The following is a 19,900-nucleotide window of genomic DNA, read 5'->3' as shown; positions in this document are numbered from 1 at the left end:
GCCCTAATAAGCCTGGGAGAAAGCCTTGAGAGACTTAGTAAAACAGCTAAAAAGTGAAAAACACATGGCTGAATTCGATGCATTGCGTATCAAGCTAGCGTCTCCAGAAGAAGTTCGTTCGTGGTCGTACGGTGAAGTGAAAAAACCAGAAACGATCAATTACCGTACCTTTAGACCCGAACGCGAGGGATTATTTTGCGCAAAAATTTTTGGTCCTATTAAAGATTGTGAATGTTTATGTGGTAAATATAAACGTTTAAAACATCGCGGCGTCATCTGCGAAAAATGCGGTGTCGAAGTTACCTTAGCAAAAGTGCGTCGCGAACGCATGGGTCATATTGAGCTGGCTTCACCGGTCGCTCACATTTGGTACCTTAAATCATTACCTTCTCGCATCGGTTTGCTATTAGACGTGACACTGCGGGACATCGAACGCATTTTATATTTTGAAGCCTATGTAGTGGTAGACCCGGGGATGACCGATTTAGAACCCCGGCAATTACTTTCAGAAGAAACCTACCTGGATGCCGTAGAAGAATATGGTGATGATTTCACGGCATTGATGGGTGCGGAAGCCATCCAACGTTTATTGCGTGACATTGATGTTGAAGCAGAAGTGGAGGCCTTACGCGCCGAACTTCAAATCACGACTTCTGAAACCAAAACAAAAAAGCTAACCAAACGGCTCAAGTTATTAAGTGCATTTTTAGAGTCAGGAAATAAACCCGAATGGATGATATTAACCGTATTGCCAGTTTTACCACCGGATTTACGGCCTTTAGTTCCGTTGGATGGCGGGCGTTTTGCCACCTCAGATTTAAATGATCTTTACCGTCGGGTGATTAATCGTAATAACCGATTGAAGCGGTTGTTGGATCTCAATGCGCCCGACATCATCGTTCGCAATGAAAAACGCATGCTACAAGAAGCGGTCGACGCATTGCTCGATAACGGCCGGCGCGGACGAGCCATTTTGGGCTCAAACCGCCGTCAACTGAAATCATTAGCCGACATGATTAAAGGAAAATCGGGTCGTTTCCGCCAAAATTTATTGGGTAAGCGAGTTGATTATTCAGGCCGTTCCGTCATCGTCGTTGGGCCTACATTGAAATTACATCAGGCCGGCTTGCCGAAGAAAATGGCGTTAGAGTTATTTAAACCGTTTATCTTTAGTAAATTGCAACTGCGAGGGTTAGTTACTACCGTCAAAGCTGCTAAAAAATTGGTAGAAAATGAAGGGCCGGAAGTTTGGGATATTCTCGAAGAAGTGATTCGCGAACATCCCATTTTATTAAACCGCGCACCTACGTTACACCGTTTGGGGATTCAGGCATTTGAACCGGTGCTAGTGGAAGGAAAGGCTATTCAGTTGCACCCGCTCGTTTGTACAGCTTATAACGCTGACTTTGACGGTGACCAAATGGCTGTGCATGTTCCATTGACGCTCGAAGCGCAACTGGAAGCGCGCTCGTTGATGATGTCCACTAATAACGTTTTGCATCCAGCCAATGGTGAGCCGATTATCGTTCCCTCTCAAGATGTAGTGTTGGGCCTTTATTACATCACTCGTGACCGCGTTAATGCTAAAGGGGAGGGTATGCGATTTGCTGATGCCCAAGAAGTGGTTCGCGCTTACGAAAATGACCAAGTGGATTTACACGCTCGGATTGCCGTGCGCATCAAAGAAGGTATTTTAAACGAAGCGAGAGAAATAGAAGAAAGCAACCGCTTAGTAAATACCGCCGCCGGCCGAATTTTATTATGGCAAATTGTTCCTAAAGGGTTACCGTTCGCATTAGTGGATCAACCGATGACAAAAAAAGCGATAACAAAGTTACTTGACTTTTGCTACCGCAATTTAGGATTAAAAACCACCGTTATTTTTGCGGATAAATTAATGTATATGGGATTTCATTACGCAACCCATTCTGGCGTTTCCATTGGGATTAATGATCTTGTTGTCCCCGACCAAAAGGAAGCCATTATATCCCGGGCTGAAGATGAAGTTCGTGAAATTGAAAAACAATACGCTTCCGGTTTAGTGACTCACGGGGAGCGTCGAAATAAAGTGATTGATATTTGGTCTCGCACCAATGACCAAGTGGCCAAAGCGATGATGGAAAAAATCGCGGTTGAAAAAGTTAAAGATGCTGAAGGTAAAGAAGTCGCACAAAGCTCTTTTAATTCGATTTACATGATGTCCGATTCCGGCGCCCGAGGTTCCGCAGCACAAACTCGCCAATTAGCGGGAATGCGGGGTTTAATGGCAAGACCGGATGGCACCATTATCGAAACGCCCATTACGGCAAACTTCCGAGAAGGTTTGAACGTTTTACAATACTTCATTTCGACCCACGGGGCGCGTAAAGGTCTTGCCGATACCGCGCTGAAAACTGCTAACTCGGGCTATTTAACCCGGCGTTTAGTTGACGTGGCTCAAGACTTAGTCGTCACGGAACACGATTGCGGGACGGAAGCTAGTATTCAAATGGCGCCCCATATTGAAGGGGGCGACGTAGTTGAGCCATTGCGGGAACGCGTCTTGGGACGAATATTGGCAGAGCCTGTAATTGATCCGAAGTCGGGGAAAGAATTGCTCACTAAAGATACTTTTCTGGATGAAAGACGGGTTGACATTCTGGAAGAGCACAGCATTGACCGAGTAAGGGTCCGATCGGCCATTACCTGTGAGGCGCGTTATGGAATTTGCTCGATGTGTTATGGACGCGATCTAGCTCGCGGCCACGTTGTTAACGTGGGAGAAGCGATTGGGGTGGTGGCCGCCCAATCCATCGGGGAACCTGGCACGCAGTTGACCATGCGTACCTTCCATATCGGGGGTGCTGCTTCGCGAGCCACCGCAGCTAATAATATTGAGGTAAAATCCGCAGGAAAAATCAAATTGCGTAATTTGAAGACCGTTGAGCAAGCGCAAGGGAATTTGGTCGCTATTTCTCGTTCCGGTGAATTAGTTGTTCAAGACCTTCAAGGCAGTGAACGTGAACATTATAAAGTCCCCTATGGCGCGACCATCTCTGTACGAGATGACGATTCAGTAAAAGCGGGCCAAATTGTGGCGCAATGGGATCCTCATACCCATCCGATCATTACTGAAGTCGCGGGTACGTTAAGGTTTGTGAATTTGGTCGATGGGGTCACCATGAATCGACAAACCGACGAATTAACCGGCCTTAGCAGTATTGTTATCACTTCCACCAAGCAACGCAGTGCGAGCGGCAAAGAATTGCGGCCGATGGTGAAGTTAGTGGATAAGAATGATAATGATCTTTTCTTGCCGAGCGGGAAAGTGCCAGCTCATTACTTCTTGCCGGAAGGAACTTTTCTTACGAAGGAAGATGGTACAATGGTCAACATTGGTGACGTGCTGGCGCGTATTCCGCAAGAGACCTCTAAAACGCGTGATATCACCGGTGGTCTTCCCCGAGTAGCCGACCTGTTTGAAGCTCGGCGGCCCAAGGATGCCGCTATTCTTGCTGAAATTTCAGGCATCGTAAGTTTTGGGAAAGATACCAAAGACAAAGGTCGCTTAATTATTACGGCGCCCGATGGTACAACTCACGAGGAATTAATTCCAAAATGGCGTCACCTCAGTGTCTTTGAAGGTGAAACCGTGGAGAAGGGGGAGGTCATCGCCGATGGTCCTCGGGATCCGCATGATATTCTTCGACTGTTGGGCGTCAACGCGTTGGCGAACTACATCGTGAATGAAGTACAGGAAGTTTACCGACTGCAAGGCGTAAAAATTAACGATAAACACATTGAAGTTATTGTGCGCCAGATGATTCGTAAGGTAAAAATTATTCAGCCGGGTGATACTGACTTATTTCAAAATGAACAAGTCGAACGTACTCGAGTACGCGAAGAAAACGAAAAAATAATTAAAAAAGATGGCACAGTGGCCAAGGTACAACCGATTTTACTCGGAATCACCAAAGCATCCTTAGCTACTGAATCTTTTATATCAGCTGCATCTTTCCAGGAGACCACGCGAGTATTAACGGCGGCCTCTGTGTCAGGTAAACGCGATGATTTACGTGGATTAAAAGAGAACGTTATTGTGGGGCGTCTAATCCCGGCTGGCACCGGGTTCAGCTATCATCAGCAGCGACGTGCCGTTGCTGAAAAGAGTAGCGTTGAGGAGAAGGAAATAGCAGAAAAACGGGTAACGGCGAGCGAAGTGGAACAGGCTTTAAGCGAAGCCCTCAAATCTTCCACGCCGCAAGAAGCAAAAGCAGTGCAAAAAAACGAGTAAATTAAAGAATCAACTGCATGCGCAGAAGCAAGCCCCTTTCAATCCCTGCCGGGGGTGTCTCGGTGTGTGAAAGTGTAGGAGGTTTCCTTATGCTGACCTGAACCCAATAGCTAAGTAGTCCGTATGAGCGAAGCGAAATACAGGCTACTTATTGAAAACCCACACTTTATAATCGCACCTGGGGTGTTTAATTAACTTGACAGGGGTAACAACCTTTATTTAGAATCCCCGCTCTGCGTTACGCATTATTAATTAGATGTCTAAAATGTGTGTGGGGTTTCTTTATTTTTTGGAGATACTTTTAATGGCAAGAATCAATCAGTTAGTGAGAAAGCCGCGTCGTGCCAGAGCGAAGAAAAGTGACGTTCCGGCGCTGGAAGGCTGTCCTCAAAGACGAGGGGTTTGCACGCGGGTATACACGACGACTCCCAAAAAGCCAAACTCGGCCCTGCGAAAAGTAGCTCGGGTGCGGATCACTAACGGTGCTGAAGTGACTGCTTATATTGGTGGTGAAGGTCACAATTTACAGGAGCACTCCGTTGTCCTTATTCGCGGCGGACGGGTTAAAGACTTGCCTGGCGTTCGTTACCATATTGTGCGTGGAAGCTTGGATACGGCGGGTGTTTCAGGTCGGTGCCGTGGCCGTTCGAAATATGGTGAAAAGAAACCGAAAGAGTAAGAGAGGTTTGTAATGGCGCGAAGAAAAACAGCCCCGAAACGAGAGACGTTGCCAGATCCACTTTTTCACAGTGAGCTTTTGGCAAAGTTTATTAACGCCGTGATGCGAAATGGTAAAAAGTCCGTCGCAGAAAAAATTGTTTATGGTGCGCTCGATGTTGTGGCGAAGCGGGTCCAGAATAAATCTGGGAAAGAAGGCGATGGAGGCGGTGAAAGTGGTGGAAAAGCGGGCGTTATAAAAAAACGTTCTTTGGGTGATATTCGCACTGATGAAAATGCGCGCGCACTGGCTCTCGAAACCTTTAAAGAGGCATTAGATAAAGTCATGCCCAACGTTGAGGTTAAATCGCGTCGCGTGGGTGGCTCGACTTACCAAGTCCCCGTAGAAATTCGGATGACGCGTCGACAGGCATTAGCAAGGCGCTGGCTAGTGGAGTATGCGAACAAACGCAATGAAAAAACAATGGTTTTACGTTTGGCTCATGAAATCCTTGACGCACTAGAAGGTCGAGGCGCTGCGATTAAGAAACGGGAAGATATACACCGAATGGCGAAAGCTAACCAAGCATTTGCCCATTATAGATGGTAGATAAAACAATGGCAACAGCTCGAGAAATTCCGTTAAATCGTACGCGTAATATCGGTATTATGGCGCATATCGACGCGGGTAAAACAACGACCACCGAACGGGTTCTTTATTATACAGGTGTGTCCCACAAAATGGGGGAGGTGCATGAGGGTAGCGCGGTAATGGATTGGATGGAGCAAGAACAAGAGCGTGGAATAACGATTACCTCTGCGGCGACTACTTGTTACTGGTTGGGCATGGATCAGCAATACTCGAAGCACCGCATTAATATTATCGACACTCCTGGGCACGTGGATTTTACCATTGAAGTTGAAAGATCCCTGCGCGTACTAGATGGTGCTGTCGCTGTCTTTTGTTCTGTGGGCGGTGTAGAGCCCCAAAGCGAAACGGTATGGCGTCAAGCGAATCGTTATCAGGTGCCGCGTTTGGGTTTTGTCAACAAAATGGACCGTGCGGGAGCGAATTTCTTGCTGGTGGTCAACCAAGTTAGAGATCGATTGAATGCCAATCCCATTCCTATTCAATTGCCTATAGGCGCCGAAGAAGATTTTAAAGGCGTTATTGATTTGATTCGAGAGAAGGCTATTTATTGGAACGAGGCTGACAGAGGACGAACGTACCAGCTCGCCGACATTCCCGAGGATATAAAAGCAGAAGTCCAAAAATGGCGGAAAAAAATGATTGAAGCGGCAGCAGAATCTTCCGAAGAATTAATGGATAAATATTTAGAAGCGGGTGATTTATCTCCAGAACAAATTCGCCAAGGATTACGTCAACGCACATTAGCGAATGAAATCGTCCCGATATTGTGTGGCAGTGCCTTTAAAAATAAGGGTGTACAAGCGTTATTGGATGCTGTGATTGATTATTTGCCTTCACCCACCGACGTGCCTGCCATTCGTGGTGAAGAAGACGATGGTTCTGAGGGTTCACGAAGTGCTTCTGACGATGAGCCTTTTGCAGCGTTGGCATTTAAAATCGCGTCGGACCCCTTCGTTGGAACGCTAACCTTTTTCCGTGTTTATTCAGGGATTTTGAAATCTGGCGATTCAGTTTACAACCCCATTAAAGGCAAAAAGGAGCGTATTGGGCGTCTCTTGCAAATGCACTCAAACTCCCGGGAAGAAATTAAAGAAGTGCGTTCTGGCGACATTGCCGCCGCTGTGGGTCTTAAGACAGTCACGACCGGCGACACACTTTGCAACCAACAGAATATTATTACCTTAGAAAAAATGGACTTTCCGGAGCCCGTGATTTCTGTGGCTATTGAGCCAAAAACGAAAGCCGATCAGGAAAAAATGGGGGCCGCGTTAGGTAAACTAGCACAAGAAGATCCCTCTTTTCGGGTGCATACCGATGAAGAATCAGCGCAAACCATTATCGAAGGGATGGGCGAGCTTCACCTTGAAATTATCGTGGATCGAATGCGACGCGAATTTAACGTGGAAGCGAATGTCGGTAAACCCCGAGTAGCCTACCGAGAAACCATCCGTCGCTCTGTAGAACAACAAGGTAAATACATTCGTCAAACAGGGGGGCGTGGACAGTATGGGGACGTATGGTTACGAATTGAGCCCAGAGAACCCGGCGCTGGCTTTGAGTTCGAGAACGCTATCGTCGGTGGTGTGGTCCCAAGAGAGTACATCCCAGCAGTAGAAAAAGGGGTTCGTGAGCAGATGGAGAATGGAATTCGAGCTGGATACCCCGTGGTAGACGTTAAAGTCACTATTTTTGAAGGCTCTTATCACGATGTTGACTCCAGTGAAATGGCATTTAAAATTGCGGGCTCGATGGCTTTTAAAGAGGGCGCTTCCAAAGCAGATCCTATATTATTGGAGCCAATTATGAAAGTGGAAGTAGTCACGCCAGAAGAATACGTGGGAGAGGTCGTGGGAGACCTAAACCGTCGGCGTGGTATGATTCAGGGCATGGATGAGAGTCCCGCTGGAAAAATTGTTGATGTTGAGGTACCTCTGGCGGAGATGTTTGGCTATGCCACCGATCTTCGCTCATTAAGTCAAGGGCGAGCCACCTACACGATGGGATTTTTAAAGTATGCTGAGGCGCCGTCGAACATCGCTGAGGCAATTATTAAACAACAGAGTTAAGAAGAGGTAATTACCATGTCGAAGGAAAAATTTGTAAGAGAGAAGCCGCATGTGAACGTTGGGACGATTGGGCACGTGGATCATGGGAAGACGACGTTAACGGCGGCGTTGACGAAGGTGTTGTCGGAGAAATACGGTGGTGAAAAGAAAGCCTTTGACCAGATTGACAACGCGCCGGAAGAGCGTGCACGTGGGATCACGATAGCGACGTCGCACGTGGAATACCAAAGTGACAAACGCCACTACGCGCACGTAGACTGCCCAGGCCACGCGGATTATGTGAAGAACATGATCACGGGAGCGGCGCAGATGGACGGAGCTATATTGGTGGTGAGCGCAGCAGACGGCCCGATGCCGCAAACGCGGGAACACATTGTATTGGCCAAGCAAGTGGGTGTTCCGAACATAGTAGTTTACTTGAACAAAGCGGACATGGTGGATGACAAAGAGTTGTTGGAATTAGTGGAAATGGAAGTGAGGGATTTATTGAACAGTTATGATTTCCCGGGCGATGATACGCCGATTATAGTGGGCTCAGCGTTAAAGGCGTTAGAAGGTGATAATAAGAGTGAGGTTGGCGAGTCCTCGATAATCAAATTAGTGGAAACGATGGACACGTATTTCCAGCAGCCGGAGCGAGCGATAGACAAACCATTTTTAATGCCGATAGAAGATGTGTTTTCGATCTCGGGCCGAGGGACGGTGGTGACAGGACGCGTAGAGCGAGGGGTCATCAAAGTGGGAGACGAAATAGAGATAGTGGGGATCAAGGAAACGACGAAGACGACGTGCACGGGCGTTGAAATGTTTCGCAAATTACTAGATGAAGGTCAAGCGGGTGACAACGTAGGGATTTTATTGAGAGGGACGAAACGCGAAGAAGTGGAGCGAGGTCAAGTATTGGCGAAACCAGGATCGATCACGCCGCACAAGAAATTTGAGGCAGAGATTTATGTGTTATCGAAGGAAGAAGGCGGTCGCCACACGCCCTTTTTACAAGGCTATCGGCCGCAATTTTATTTTCGCACGACGGACGTGACGGGCCAGTTATTGAGTTTACCGGCAGGGGTAGAGATGGTGATGCCAGGAGATAATGTGAAAGTGACGGTTGAATTGATTGCGCCGGTAGCGATGGACGAAGGGTTACGATTTGCGGTACGGGAAGGCGGCCGCACGGTAGGAGCAGGAGTGGTAACGAAGATTATTGAATAATCGGAGGTTGCAGAAGACTGCGAAGATAATAGAGAGAAACGTTTTGTTGTTGATACAACAATTGAAATTAGTGGCGGCGAAGAGCCGGTACCATTCACTGTCTTCTTAGAACTAGGCCGCTTCGAGCGGGATTTTGAAATACTATAACTGGAAATTAATTATGGCAGGTATGAGTGATAATCAGCGTATACGCATTCGCTTAAAGGCGTTTGACCATCGGCTTATCGATCGTTCGACCCGAGAAATCGTTGAGACTGCTCGACGAACAGGAGCCATTATTAGAGGCCCTATTCCATTGCCGACGAAAATTGAGCGCTACACCGTGTTGATTTCGCCCAATATCGACAAAGATGCGCGCGATCAGTACGAAATTCGTACGCACAAACGGTTAGTAGATATTTTGGAACCGACAGATAAAACCGTCGATGCGCTGATGAAACTCGATTTAGCAGCTGGTGTAGATGTGCAGATTGAGTTGTTGAATAAAAAATCTAGAGCGTAGCTAGGATTTTTGGAGAAAAATGATGTCTATCGGACTTATAGGTCGAAAATGTGGTATGACACGTATTTTCACGGAGACGGGTTCTTCTATACCGGTGACGTTAGTTGAGGTGATTCCTAATCGAATTACACAGGTTAAAACGGTAGAGACCGATGGATACCGTGCCTTGCAAGTTGCCTACGGGAAAAAGCCCTCCGCCCGGGTCAATAAACCACTGGCTGGCCATTATTTCAAAGCCGCTGTTGAGGCAGGAAATGCGCTTCGTGAATTCCGATTAGGAAGCGAAGAGCTTACTGAAGCAAAAGCTGGCGATGAATTAAAGGTAGATATCTTTAAAGAAGGCCAACTGGTTGATGTACGAGGACTAACGCGAGGGAAGGGTTTTGCGGGAACCGTAAAACGCCATAATTTTCGAACCCAGGACGCCACTCACGGTAATTCTTTGTCGCATCGTGCTCCGGGCTCTATTGGCCAATGCCAAACTCTGGGACGGGTATGGAAAGATAAAAAGATGGCTGGTCAGTTGGGTAACGTTTATTGTACTGTGCAGAATCAGGAAATTATTAAAGTAGACGTAGAACGTAATTTATTATCAATCAAAGGCGCATTACCCGGTGCGCCTGGCGGTGAGGTCATTATCACCCAGTCGAGTAAAAAACGTAAAGAGGATAAATGATGGAGCTGCCCGTAAATTCATTTGACAAAAAAAAGGCAAGCACGCTTACCGTTGCTGATAGTGCCTTTGGCTCCGAATATAAAGAAGCTCTGGTGCATCAAGTGGTGAATGCTTATTTAGCGGGCGGCCGCGCGGGGACAAAAGCTCAAAAAACGCGACGAGAAGTGAGTGGTGGTGGAGCAAAGCCTTGGCGTCAAAAAGGGACGGGGCGTTCACGAGCTGGAAGTAGTCGCAGTTCATTATGGCGATCAGGAGGTGTTGCTTTTGCAGCAAAGCCGCGTGATTTCACTCAAAAAGTAAATCGAAAGATGTATCGCAGTGCAATGGCCTCTATTTTGTCGGAATTAATTCGACGAGAACAATTGGTAGTAGTCGACTCACTAAAGCTAAATGAGCCAAAGACACGTGAATTAAAAGAATCGTTGAAAAGGTTAAATTTGCAAAATGTGTTGATCATCATCGATGGAGATGATCGGAATATTAATTTGGCCTCACGTAACATGGTGGGGGTTTCTGTGTGTGACGCTTTGCACCTCGATCCTGTGAGTTTAGTTGCCGCAGAAAACATAGTCGTCAGCGTTGACGCCATAAAGAGACTGGAAGAGAGATTATCATGAACGAAGAAAGGTTGTTTAAAATCCTTCTTGCTCCACATATTTCTGAAAAAGGCGCATTAACAATAAGTCAATGTGTATTTGAAGTAATGCCTGATGCCGAAAAACCAGAAATTAAACGGGCGGTTGAGAAACAATTTAACGTTACCGTAAAATCCGTGCGTACTTGCAATGTTAAAGGTAAAACAACACGATTTCGGCAAGTGCGTGGATGCCGTAAAAACTGGAAGAAAGCATACGTTATGTTAGCTTCCGGCAGTGAAATCGATATAGCAGCTGGCGAATGAGAGTTGGAGTAAAGAGATAATGGCTTTAGTAAAAACAAAACCAACGTCCCCGGGGCGGCGATTTGTTGTCAAGGTGGTGCATCCGGAATTGCATAAAGGCGATCCCTACGCCCCCTTAGTTGAAAGTAAAAATCGTATTAATAGCCGCAATAGTCAGGGGCGAATTACCGTAAGGCGGCGTGGCGGCGGTCATAAACGAAATTACCGTATTATTGACTTTAAGCGCGATAAAGAGGATATTGAGGGGGAAGTTGAACGCTTGGAATACGACCCCAACCGAAGTGCGCATATTGCCCTTGTTTTATACCCCGACGGAGAGAGGCGCTATATTATCGCCCCAAAAGGTGTGCACAAAGGTTCGAAAGTAGTCTCAGGCAGAGAAGCGCCTATCCGACCAGGAAATTGTTTGCCTTTGCAAAATGTCCCCTTGGGGGCCACTATCCATAACGTCGAATTAAAGCCGGGCAAGGGCGCGCAGTTAGTTCGAAGTGCAGGCGCTTCAGCTCAATTAGCTGCCAAAGAAGGAATTTATGCTATCATCCGCATGCGTTCTGGTGAAACCCGTAGAATATTAGTGGCTTGCCGCGCTTGTATTGGTGAAGTCTCAAACTCGGAACATAATTTGCGTTCGCTCGGTAAAGCTGGCGCAAAACGTTGGCGAGGACGGCGTCCCACCGTTCGAGGAGTGGCCATGAATCCGGTAGATCATCCTCACGGTGGCGGTGAGGGTAAAACGTCGGGTGGCCGTCACCCCGTTTCACGAACCGGGAAGCCGACTAAAGGTTATAAAACGCGTCGCAATAAACGCACGAGTAACATGATCATTCGTGATCGACGCAAGAAGTAAGAGGTATAGAACGTGCCAAGATCGATAAATAAAGGCCCCTTCGTGGATTATCATTTAATGAAAAAAGTGGACCAGGCCCAAAAAGAAGGCAGCAAACGCCCTATTAAAACCTGGTCGCGGCGTTCGATGGTGGTTCCTGAGATGGTCGGCTTAACTATCGCGATCCATAACGGTCGCCAACACGTGCCGCTTTATATTTCAGAGAATATGGTAGGTCACAAATTGGGTGAGTTTGCGATAACCCGTACATTTCGTGCCCATTCAGGGGATCGGAAGGCGAAGAAAGAGAGTGAAAAATAATGGAAGTGGCGGCAAAGTTAAAATACGCGCGAATATCAGCGCAAAAAGCAAGATTGGTGGCCGACCAAGTTCGAGGACTGGGAGCGGAACACGCTGTTAATTTGTTGCGCTTTAGTAATAAAAAAGCGGCTGCTTTGATAAAAAAAGTATTGGATTCGGCCATCGCAAATGCAGAGCATAACAAGGGCGCTGATATTGATGAATTAAAAGTATCGACCGTAATGGTGGATGAGGGGCCCTCAGCGCGACGATTTCATGCGCGGGCTCGAGGTCGTGCAAACCAAATTTTAAAACGCACCTGCCACATCACGGTGAAGGTGTCAGATTCGCAAGTGGAGAATGACTAATGGGTCAAAAGGTCAATCCAGTAGGCATGCGTATTGGTATCACTAGAGATTGGACATCCAATTGGTACGCCGATAAAAAAGATTTTGCTGATCGTTTAAACGAAGATCTCAATGTACGTCAATTGCTGCAAAAACGATTAAAAGGAGCGGCGATAAGCCGTATTCAGATTGAGCGCCCGGCGCGGAATGCAAAAATTATCATTCATTCTGCTCGTCCTGGTGTCATCATTGGAAAAAAAGGTGGCGAGATTGAAGTTTTGCGGGACGAGATTTATAAAGTGATGAAAGTGCCTGTGCACATCACCATCGAAGAAGTCGGAAAGCCAGAATTAGATGCTAAATTAGTCGCTGAAAACATAGCCCAACAATTAGAACGTCGGGTCATGTTCCGCCGTGCAATGAAGCGTGCTGTACAAAATACGCTTCGGCAGGGTGCATTAGGCGTCAAGATTAGTGTAAATGGTCGACTTGGCGGCGCTGAAATTGCGCGAACCGAATGGTACCGTGAAGGACGGGTGCCTTTGCACACATTCCGTGCCGACATCGATTACGCCACGGCGAGTGCTAAAACGACCTACGGTATTATTGGTGTGAAGGTATGGATTTTTAAAGGCCAGGTGCGCGCACCAAAATCACAGCCTGAAGAAGCCACTCCACAAGAGACTGAAGAAGAAGTGAAGTAGAGGACGGATAAATGCTGCTGCAACCAAGCAATAGAAAATATCGCAAAGATTTTAAAGGCAGAAATCGAGGAGTTGCTATCCGTGGTAATCGACTCAGTTTCGGTGAATTTGGCCTCAAAGCAACCGGATGCGTTCGGATAACGGCTCGCCAATTGGAAGCTGCGCGGCGTACCATTGCGCGTCATATTAAACGCGGCGGGAAGATCACGGTTCGTATTTTCCCGGACAAACCCATTACCAAAAAACCGCTCGAAGTACGGCAAGGTAAAGGTAAGGGAAGCGTCGAATATTGGGTCGCTCTTGTACAGCCTGGGCGAATGATTTTTGAAATTGAAGGGATTGACGAAGCGTTAGCGCGAGAAGCATTCAGGCGAGCGGCAGCGAAATTACCACTGAAATGCCTATTTGTTAAACGAACGGTGATGTAGATGAACGTTAATGACTTTCGTAATAAAACCAAAGTAGAACTTAAAAAAGAGTTGTTTGAGTTGTTAAAAGAGCAGTTTAACCTTCGCATGCAAAAAGGTGGGGGTGAAGCGCCGCGACCTCACTTATTCAAACGAGTTCGTCGGGACATTGCTCGGGTAAAAACCCTTTTAGGTGAGAAGGAATGTAATAATGAATAAGAATGAAAAAATGGTGCGTTCCTTAATGGGGATGGTGGTGAGTAACAAAATGAATGATACTGTTGTTGTCAGGGTTGACCGTCGCGTTAAACACCAAAAATATGGAAAATTTATTAAGCGTTCGACCAAAGTTCATGCACACGATAAAGGCAATGAGTGTCAAATAGGTGATATCGTTACGATCCGGGAATGTAGACCTATTTCAAAAACTAAAAGTTGGACATTGGTCAAAATTAATGAAAGAGCCGAAAAGGTGGAGTGAGGAACCAACAATGATCCAGACACAGTCAATTGTTGGCGTAGCAGACAACAGTGGAGCCCGGCGCGTAATGTGTATCAAAGTCTTAGGAGGATCTAAGCGTCGTTATGCGAATATTGGTGACGTCATTAAGGTGAGTATTAAAGAAGCCATTCCACGTGGAAAAGTGAAAAAAGGCGATGTGATGCATGCAGTCGTTGTGCGTACCCGTAAAGGTGTGCGCCGTAATGACGGCTCTTTAATTCGTTTTGATAACAATGCGGTGGTGTTATTGAATAATCAGTTACAATTAGTGGGAACGCGTGTTTTTGGGCCGGTGGTTCGCGAGTTACGTACCGATAAATTTATGAAAATTATTTCGTTGGCCTTAGAAGTTTTATAGGTGGAAAGTCGATGGCGATAAAAAAGATTAAAAAAGACGACACTATTATCCTGATTACGGGAAGAGATAAAGGGCGGCAAGGTAAAGTTCTTAAAGTCTTGCCAAACCGCCGGCTTTTGATTGAGGGTATTAACCTCGTTAATAAGCATGTAAAACCGAACCCGAATAAAAATGAGCAAGGAGGAATACTGGAGCGTGAATTAAGTATTCACGTTTCCAACGTAGCCATCTATAATCCAGCGTCTAAAAAAGCGGATCGAGTGGGAATTAAAACGCTGGAAGACGGGTCAAAAGTTCGCATTTTTAAGTCAAATGGTGAGGTGATTGATGTATAATTTAAGTCTCTCCGCCAGCAGGAAGTGAACAGGGGCCGGGCTTATCATTACCACAAGTAGTAAAAACTAAAAACTTAAACCCCTCATTCTCCCGTCTGCGCGGGAATGAAGAAGCCCTAAAATTGAAAGAGGCTGTGACTTGTGTGTAATGATAGAGAACAGAGGAATGGTAGCACTGAAGATTTGTATAAAATTTTCTCAGTGCAAGGGAAACTATTTTTGTGGAGAAGTAGATAGATCATGGTGGAATTACAAGAATTTTATAAAAAGACAATTACACCGGCTTTGCAAAAGCAGTTTGGATTTAAGTCGGTAATGGCTGTGCCTCGTCTTGAGAAAATCACCCTAAATATGGGATTAGGTGAGGTTGTCGCTGATAAAAAGGTAATTGAACACGCTATGGATGAGATGATGAAAATTTCGGGGCAAAAACCCCTCATTACTTATGCGAGAAAATCAGAAGCTGGCTTTAAAATTCGTGCAGGCTGGCCGATCGGCTGTAAAGTAACCTTGCGCCGTGACCGGATGTATGAATTTTTAAAACGTCTGATTTCCATTGCAATGCCTCGTATTCGAGATTTTCGGGGATTAAGTCCAAAGTCATTTGACCGTCGAGGTAATTATAGTTTGGGAATTCGTGAGCAAATAGTTTTTCCAGAAATTCAATACGATAAAGTCGACGCTATCCGCGGGATGGATATCACCATTACGACGACAGCGCGAACGGATGAAGAAGGCCAAGCATTACTAAAAGCCTTTGGATTTCCATTAAAAAACGAAAGCAGGTGATCTAATGGCGAAATTAAGTGTCATTGAGCGAAATAAAAAGCGTGTTCGGAAATCCCAATCCGCGCGTAAGAAACGACTGGAATTAAAGAAAATTATAAAAAAGGGGACGCCGGAAGAACAAGAACAGGCGTTGTTAAAATTACAAAAAAAGCCGCGTGACGAAAGCCCTGTTCGTATAAGGGATCGTTGCCGCCTTTGTGGCCGGCCCTGCGGCAGCTTTAAGAAGTTTGGCTTATGTCGTATCCATCTGCGTGAAGCAGCGATGCGGGCTGATGTACCTGGTTTGAAAAAGGCGAGTTGGTAACTATGATGCAAGATCCTATTTCAGATATGTTGACGCGCATTCGCAATGCGCAGGCTGTTAGAAAAAAAGAAGTCGTAATGCCTCGGTCAAAATTAAAAATGAGCATTACTAATGTTCTAAAAGAGGAGGGTTATATTGCCGATTATCGTGAAGAAGGCGATTCGACCAAGCCTCTGCTAGTGATCAATTTGAAATATCATGAAGGAGGATCTGTTATTTCAGAAATTCGGCGGGTAAGTAGCCCAGCATTACAGGTTTACAAAAGCAAAGATGAATTACCAAAGGTGAAAAATGGCTTAGGTATTGCCATTATTTCAACTTCGAAAGGAGTGATGTCTGATCGTCAGGCGCGGCGCCTAGGTGAGGGAGGCGAGGTTTTGTGTTATGTCAGTTAAAAGTTAATAAGTTGAAAAAGCTACGGCTGGGAGGAAAGAAACTATGGTAAGTCGCGTTGCTAAAAATCCAATTAAAATCCCAACCGGCATTGAAGTGAGTGTCGCAGGTCAACAGATAACTGTTAAAGGCGAATTTGGAATGCTTACGCGCGTGATTCATCGCGCTGTTAAAGTGATAAAAACGGACACGGAACTTCAAACGATCTCAGTAAACGATTCTCCAGGGTCGAATGCCTTGGCTGGCACCACGCGTGCGGTATTAGCTAACATGGTTCAGGGAGTTCACACAGGATTTCAACGAAAATTAGTCATGGTGGGCGTTGGTTATCGTGCGAAAGCGGAAGGTAAAAAATTAAACCTCATGGTGGGGTTATCGCACCTCGTAAACATTGAAATGCCCGAAGGCATTACAGTCGAAACCCCAAGTCAAACAGAAATTATTGTGAAAGGTGCGGATAAACAGCAAGTTTCACAAATAGCGGCTAACATTCGGGAAATCAGACCGCCGGAACCTTACAAAGGCAAAGGTATTCGATACGATAACGAACGTGTCATTCTTAAAGAGGCTAAGAAGAAATAATGAATAAACAAGAAAAACGAATTCGACGCGCGCGTCGAACACGAGCAAAAATCAAAGAATTGGGGGCGGTGCGTCTTTGCGTTCATCGGTCACTCAATCATATTTGTGCGCAGCTTATTTCTTCCCGTGACTCACAAGTATTGGTCTGTGCATCCACACTAGAAAAAGAAGTGCGAAGCAAAATCAAACACGGCGGCAATATTCACGCGGCGACTACGATTGGCAAGTTGATTGCACAACGGGCCAAAAAAGCGGGTGTTACCAAAGTGGCTTTTGATCGCAGTGGTTATAAATATCATGGTCGCGTGCGGGCATTAGCAGAAGCGGTCCGTGAAGGCGGAATTGAATTTTAGTAAGGTGTATTTATGCAAGAAGCAGGTATCGGTACGACAACTGACGGCATCCAAGAAAAACTGGTTGCGATTCGGCGCACAGCGAAGGTTGTGAGAGGGGGCCGCGTGTTTGGGTTTTCTGCCATTGTTGTAGCAGGGGACGGCGATGGTAAAGTGGGTTTTGGATTGGGTAAAGCTCGAGAGGTGCCCAGTGCCATTCAAAAAGCCACCGGAAATGCACGTCGTAACATGATTTTTGTGCCTTTGTATGGTGCAACTTTGCATCACGCGATTAAAGCGACCCATGCGTCTTCTACAGTCTTAATGCTACCCGCCTCAGAGGGCACTGGGGTGATCGCCGGTAATGCAATGCGGGCTATCTTTGAAGTGATGGGCGTACAAAATGTTTTGGCTAAGTGTATCGGTTCATCCAATCCGATTAACGTAGTTCGGGCGACTTTTAAGGGATTGAAACAAATGGAAACCCCGGAATCCGTTGCGGCTAAACGCGGTAAAGCCATTGAAGAAATCGTGGAGTAGCTCATGGTACAAGAAAAAAAATTACGTATCACACTGGTAAAAAGCAAGTACGGTCGAAAACCGAGGCACCGTGAATGTATAGAAGGTCTCGGTTTGCGTCGAATTCATCAAACCGTCGAGGTTACAGACATCCCGGCTAACCGTGGTATGATTGACAAAGTGTCTTATCTCTTAATGATTGACGAGGAAGTATAGAAATGCAGTTGAACGATTTAAAACCTGCCAAAGGAGCGAAGCAACAGAAAGTACGGGTGGGGCGTGGAATAGGTAGCGGCAAGGGAAAAACCGCGGGTCGCGGACATAAGGGGCAACATTCGCGTTCAGGCGGTTATCACAAAATCGGCTTTGAAGGCGGTCAAATGCCCTTACAACGTCGAGTGCCTAAGTTTGGCTTCACTTCACGAAAAGGACTCATATCGGCTGAAGTGCGTTTGGGTGAGCTTAATAAAATTTCTGGCGATGTAGTGGATTTAGCTTCATTGAAAGTAGCTAATATCGTTAGCCGTCAGATCAAACGAGTCAAAATATTTGCCGCCGGCAAATTAGAGAAGCCGGTGACGATTCGTGGGGTTCTGGTAACGAAAGGCGTAAAAACTGCTGTTGAAGCCGCCGGTGGCAAGATCGAATGAACGAAGGCGGCGAATGGCTATAACAAAGTTGGGTACATCGTTGTCGCAAGGCGGTTTAAGCGAATTAAAACGTCGCTTATTATTTGTCTTCATTGGCATTATTGTGTATCGATTAGGTGTTTATATCCCTGTGCCTGGTCTTGATCCTTCTCGATTGGCTGCTCTTTTTCATCAGCACGAAATTGGTTTTTTGGGAATGTTCAATATGTTCTCAGGGGGCGCTTTAAGTCGCATGACAATTTTTGCTTTGGGTGTAATGCCTTATATTTCTTCTTCTATTATCGTCCAAATGTACAGTCAAATTTCGCCTAAAATGCAAGCTATTCGGAAAGAAGGTGAAGCAGGGCGTCGAAAAATTAATCAATATACCCGTTATGGGACAGTCATTTTATCCTTATTGCAATCGGCTTTTATGACTAAATGGTTAGTCAGCAGTGGGACAGTAATCAATCCTAATTTGGGATTTTACTTCACCGCCATCATCACCTTGGTGACTGGGACGATGTTCTTAATGTGGCTAGGCGAACAGATGACGGAGCAGGGCGTCGGTAATGGTATTTCGTTGATTATTTTTGCCAGTATCGCCTCGCGATTTCCAGCAGCTATCGGCCAAGTCTTTACCCAAGTGCGACAAGGTCAAATGTCGGTACTCATATTGCTACTCTTAACCGCCGTTATTGTGTTGGTGACGTTAGTAGTAGTATTTTTTGAGCGTGCCCAACGACGGATTACGATTAATTATGCCAAGCGTCAGCAAGGCAGGAAATTATATGTCGCTCAAAGCAGTCATTTACCGTTGAAAATAAATATGGCTGGGGTGATTCCCGTTATCTTTGCTCAGAGCATCATTTTGTTCCCCGGTGCAGTAGCTAAATTTATGTCTTCTGTTAAAGGACTTGGCTGGTTAAACGATGTTTCTTTAGCGCTTTCATACGGTCAGCCAGCATACATTGTCGTTTTTGCCATTGCCGTGATATTTTTCAGCTTTTTTTATACTGCTTTGGTGTTTAACCCCAAAGAAACAGCGGATAATTTAAAAAAATCCGGCGCTTTTATTCCCGGTATCCGTCCCGGTGAGCAAACGGCCAATTATATTGACAAAGTGATGACTCGCCTAACTTTAGTTGGTTCTATTTACCTTGCATTGGTGGTATTGTTGCCACAGTTTTTGATTTTGGTCTGGAGTGTTCCTTTTTATTTTGGGGGAACCTCGTTGTTGATTGTCGTCGTGGTTATTATGGACTTCATGGCGCAAGTGCAAGCTCATTTGATGAGCCATCAATACGAGTCCTTAATAAAAAAATCAGGCCTTAAAGGCTCGAAGTTTGGGCTTATTAGATAAGTGGAGAAGAGAATGAAAGTAAGAGCATCAGTAAAACGAATGTGTCGAAATTGTAAAGTAATTCGACGTAATGGAGTTGTGCGTGTCATTTGTAGTGACGCTCGACATAAGCAACGCCAGAAAGGTGGAAAATAAGTACTTAAACTGGGTTTCTTAAAGGTGGATGCAGTTTTAATGAATCCGGTTAGGCGCCAGTAAGTCTAATTTACAGTTCTGTCATTCCCGTATGTAAGTTGCCACCGATCGGTGGCAACTTACATACGGGAATGAC

28 protein-coding genes are annotated in these 19,900 nt (G+C 45.9%); all 28 read left to right on the top strand.

All coding sequences use genetic code 11. The features are described from left to right. Positions 1-25: 25 nt before the first annotated feature. The 28 genes from rpoC (at position 26) to rpmJ (ending at position 19,764) form a co-directional block, all read left to right on the top strand. Positions 26-4,273, top strand: a complete 4,248-nt coding sequence (gene rpoC, locus FIV31_RS02825) for a DNA-directed RNA polymerase subunit beta' (protein ID WP_280123734.1) — start codon at positions 26-28, stop codon at positions 4,271-4,273. A gap of 304 nt (positions 4,274-4,577) precedes the next feature. Further along, positions 4,578-4,952, top strand: coding sequence for a 30S ribosomal protein S12 (rpsL, locus tag FIV31_RS02820; RefSeq protein ID WP_280123733.1), 375 nt, complete (start codon positions 4,578-4,580; stop codon positions 4,950-4,952). 12 nt (positions 4,953-4,964) lie between these two features. After that, entirely contained in the window at positions 4,965-5,540 is a 576-nt protein-coding gene (gene rpsG, locus FIV31_RS02815) for a 30S ribosomal protein S7 (RefSeq protein WP_280123732.1), read from the top strand. An 8-nt stretch (positions 5,541-5,548) separates the two neighbouring features. Beyond that, positions 5,549-7,648: an elongation factor G gene (gene fusA, locus FIV31_RS02810; protein ID WP_280123750.1), complete on the top strand. Its 2,100-nt coding sequence runs from the start codon at positions 5,549-5,551 to the stop codon at positions 7,646-7,648. A 15-nt stretch (positions 7,649-7,663) separates the two neighbouring features. Then, positions 7,664-8,860 (top strand): elongation factor Tu, encoded by a 1,197-nt coding sequence (gene tuf / locus FIV31_RS02805; RefSeq protein WP_280123731.1) that lies wholly within the window; start codon positions 7,664-7,666, stop codon positions 8,858-8,860. A 169-nt stretch (positions 8,861-9,029) separates the two neighbouring features. Further along, on the top strand, positions 9,030-9,362 hold the full coding sequence (gene rpsJ / locus FIV31_RS02800) for a 30S ribosomal protein S10 (protein ID WP_280123749.1): 333 nt from the start codon (positions 9,030-9,032) through the stop codon (positions 9,360-9,362). 22 nt (positions 9,363-9,384) lie between these two features. After that, positions 9,385-10,038, top strand: a complete 654-nt coding sequence (gene rplC, locus FIV31_RS02795) for a 50S ribosomal protein L3 (protein ID WP_280123748.1) — start codon at positions 9,385-9,387, stop codon at positions 10,036-10,038. Next, complete coding sequence (rplD, locus tag FIV31_RS02790) at positions 10,035-10,655, top strand: 50S ribosomal protein L4 (RefSeq protein WP_280123730.1); 621 nt, start codon at positions 10,035-10,037, stop codon at positions 10,653-10,655. The genes rplC and rplD overlap by 4 nt, the downstream gene beginning before the upstream one ends. After that, entirely contained in the window at positions 10,652-10,939 is a 288-nt protein-coding gene (gene rplW, locus FIV31_RS02785; RefSeq protein ID WP_280123729.1) for a 50S ribosomal protein L23, read from the top strand. The genes rplD and rplW overlap by 4 nt, the downstream gene beginning before the upstream one ends. Positions 10,940-10,958: 19 nt before the next feature. Beyond that, positions 10,959-11,786 (top strand): 50S ribosomal protein L2, encoded by an 828-nt coding sequence (gene rplB / locus FIV31_RS02780; protein WP_280123728.1) that lies wholly within the window; start codon positions 10,959-10,961, stop codon positions 11,784-11,786. A gap of 12 nt (positions 11,787-11,798) precedes the next feature. Continuing rightward, positions 11,799-12,086: a 30S ribosomal protein S19 gene (gene rpsS, locus FIV31_RS02775; protein WP_280123727.1), complete on the top strand. Its 288-nt coding sequence runs from the start codon at positions 11,799-11,801 to the stop codon at positions 12,084-12,086. Continuing rightward, positions 12,086-12,433 carry a 50S ribosomal protein L22 gene (gene rplV, locus FIV31_RS02770; protein WP_280123726.1) on the top strand — a complete coding sequence of 116 codons (348 nt, stop codon included), beginning with the start codon at positions 12,086-12,088 and terminating at the stop codon, positions 12,431-12,433. The genes rpsS and rplV overlap by 1 nt, the downstream gene beginning before the upstream one ends. Further along, positions 12,433-13,116 (top strand): 30S ribosomal protein S3, encoded by a 684-nt coding sequence (gene rpsC / locus FIV31_RS02765; RefSeq protein WP_280123725.1) that lies wholly within the window; start codon positions 12,433-12,435, stop codon positions 13,114-13,116. Before rplV ends, rpsC begins: the two co-directional genes overlap by 1 nt. 14 nt (positions 13,117-13,130) lie before the next feature. Continuing rightward, entirely contained in the window at positions 13,131-13,544 is a 414-nt protein-coding gene (gene rplP, locus FIV31_RS02760) for a 50S ribosomal protein L16 (protein WP_280123747.1), read from the top strand. Then, entirely contained in the window at positions 13,545-13,742 is a 198-nt protein-coding gene (gene rpmC, locus FIV31_RS02755) for a 50S ribosomal protein L29 (protein ID WP_280123724.1), read from the top strand. Positions 13,743-13,752: 10 nt separating this feature from the next. Continuing rightward, complete coding sequence (rpsQ, locus tag FIV31_RS02750; RefSeq protein ID WP_280123746.1) at positions 13,753-14,004, top strand: 30S ribosomal protein S17; 252 nt, start codon at positions 13,753-13,755, stop codon at positions 14,002-14,004. A gap of 10 nt (positions 14,005-14,014) precedes the next feature. Next, a complete protein-coding gene (gene rplN / locus FIV31_RS02745; RefSeq protein ID WP_280123723.1) occupies positions 14,015-14,383 on the top strand; it encodes a 50S ribosomal protein L14 in 369 nt (122 codons plus the stop codon). Between the two features lie 11 nt (positions 14,384-14,394). Then, positions 14,395-14,718, top strand: a complete 324-nt coding sequence (gene rplX, locus FIV31_RS02740) for a 50S ribosomal protein L24 (RefSeq protein WP_280123722.1) — start codon at positions 14,395-14,397, stop codon at positions 14,716-14,718. Between the two features lie 240 nt (positions 14,719-14,958). Next, positions 14,959-15,507, top strand: a complete 549-nt coding sequence (gene rplE, locus FIV31_RS02735) for a 50S ribosomal protein L5 (protein ID WP_280123721.1) — start codon at positions 14,959-14,961, stop codon at positions 15,505-15,507. 4 nt (positions 15,508-15,511) lie between these two features. Further along, positions 15,512-15,811 (top strand): 30S ribosomal protein S14, encoded by a 300-nt coding sequence (gene rpsN / locus FIV31_RS02730; protein WP_280123720.1) that lies wholly within the window; start codon positions 15,512-15,514, stop codon positions 15,809-15,811. A gap of 5 nt (positions 15,812-15,816) precedes the next feature. Continuing rightward, positions 15,817-16,206: a 30S ribosomal protein S8 gene (gene rpsH / locus FIV31_RS02725; RefSeq protein ID WP_280123745.1), complete on the top strand. Its 390-nt coding sequence runs from the start codon at positions 15,817-15,819 to the stop codon at positions 16,204-16,206. 43 nt (positions 16,207-16,249) lie between these two features. After that, the gene (gene rplF / locus FIV31_RS02720) at positions 16,250-16,786 is read left to right on the top strand and encodes a 50S ribosomal protein L6 (protein WP_280123719.1); all 537 of its coding nucleotides are present in this window, start codon (positions 16,250-16,252) and stop codon (positions 16,784-16,786) included. Beyond that, entirely contained in the window at positions 16,786-17,139 is a 354-nt protein-coding gene (rplR, locus tag FIV31_RS02715) for a 50S ribosomal protein L18 (RefSeq protein ID WP_280123718.1), read from the top strand. The genes rplF and rplR overlap by 1 nt, the downstream gene beginning before the upstream one ends. Positions 17,140-17,151: 12 nt before the next feature. Further along, the gene (gene rpsE / locus FIV31_RS02710; protein WP_280123717.1) at positions 17,152-17,658 is read left to right on the top strand and encodes a 30S ribosomal protein S5; all 507 of its coding nucleotides are present in this window, start codon (positions 17,152-17,154) and stop codon (positions 17,656-17,658) included. Between the two features lie 3 nt (positions 17,659-17,661). Beyond that, positions 17,662-17,853, top strand: a complete 192-nt coding sequence (rpmD, locus tag FIV31_RS02705; RefSeq protein WP_280123716.1) for a 50S ribosomal protein L30 — start codon at positions 17,662-17,664, stop codon at positions 17,851-17,853. A 2-nt stretch (positions 17,854-17,855) separates the two neighbouring features. Next, complete coding sequence (rplO, locus tag FIV31_RS02700; RefSeq protein ID WP_280123715.1) at positions 17,856-18,287, top strand: 50S ribosomal protein L15; 432 nt, start codon at positions 17,856-17,858, stop codon at positions 18,285-18,287. A 13-nt stretch (positions 18,288-18,300) separates the two neighbouring features. Beyond that, positions 18,301-19,629, top strand: a complete 1,329-nt coding sequence (gene secY / locus FIV31_RS02695) for a preprotein translocase subunit SecY (protein WP_280123714.1) — start codon at positions 18,301-18,303, stop codon at positions 19,627-19,629. Positions 19,630-19,641: 12 nt separating this feature from the next. Continuing rightward, the gene (gene rpmJ, locus FIV31_RS02690) at positions 19,642-19,764 is read left to right on the top strand and encodes a 50S ribosomal protein L36 (protein WP_005771506.1); all 123 of its coding nucleotides are present in this window, start codon (positions 19,642-19,644) and stop codon (positions 19,762-19,764) included. Positions 19,765-19,900: the final 136 nt, after the last annotated feature.

The organism is Coxiella endosymbiont of Ornithodoros amblus (genome assembly GCF_019425495.1).
In the GTDB taxonomy this organism is placed as follows: domain Bacteria; phylum Pseudomonadota; class Gammaproteobacteria; order Coxiellales; family Coxiellaceae; genus Coxiella.
The sequence above is the reverse complement of the archived record's forward strand: the minus strand, read 5'-3'. Positions and strand labels throughout refer to the sequence as shown.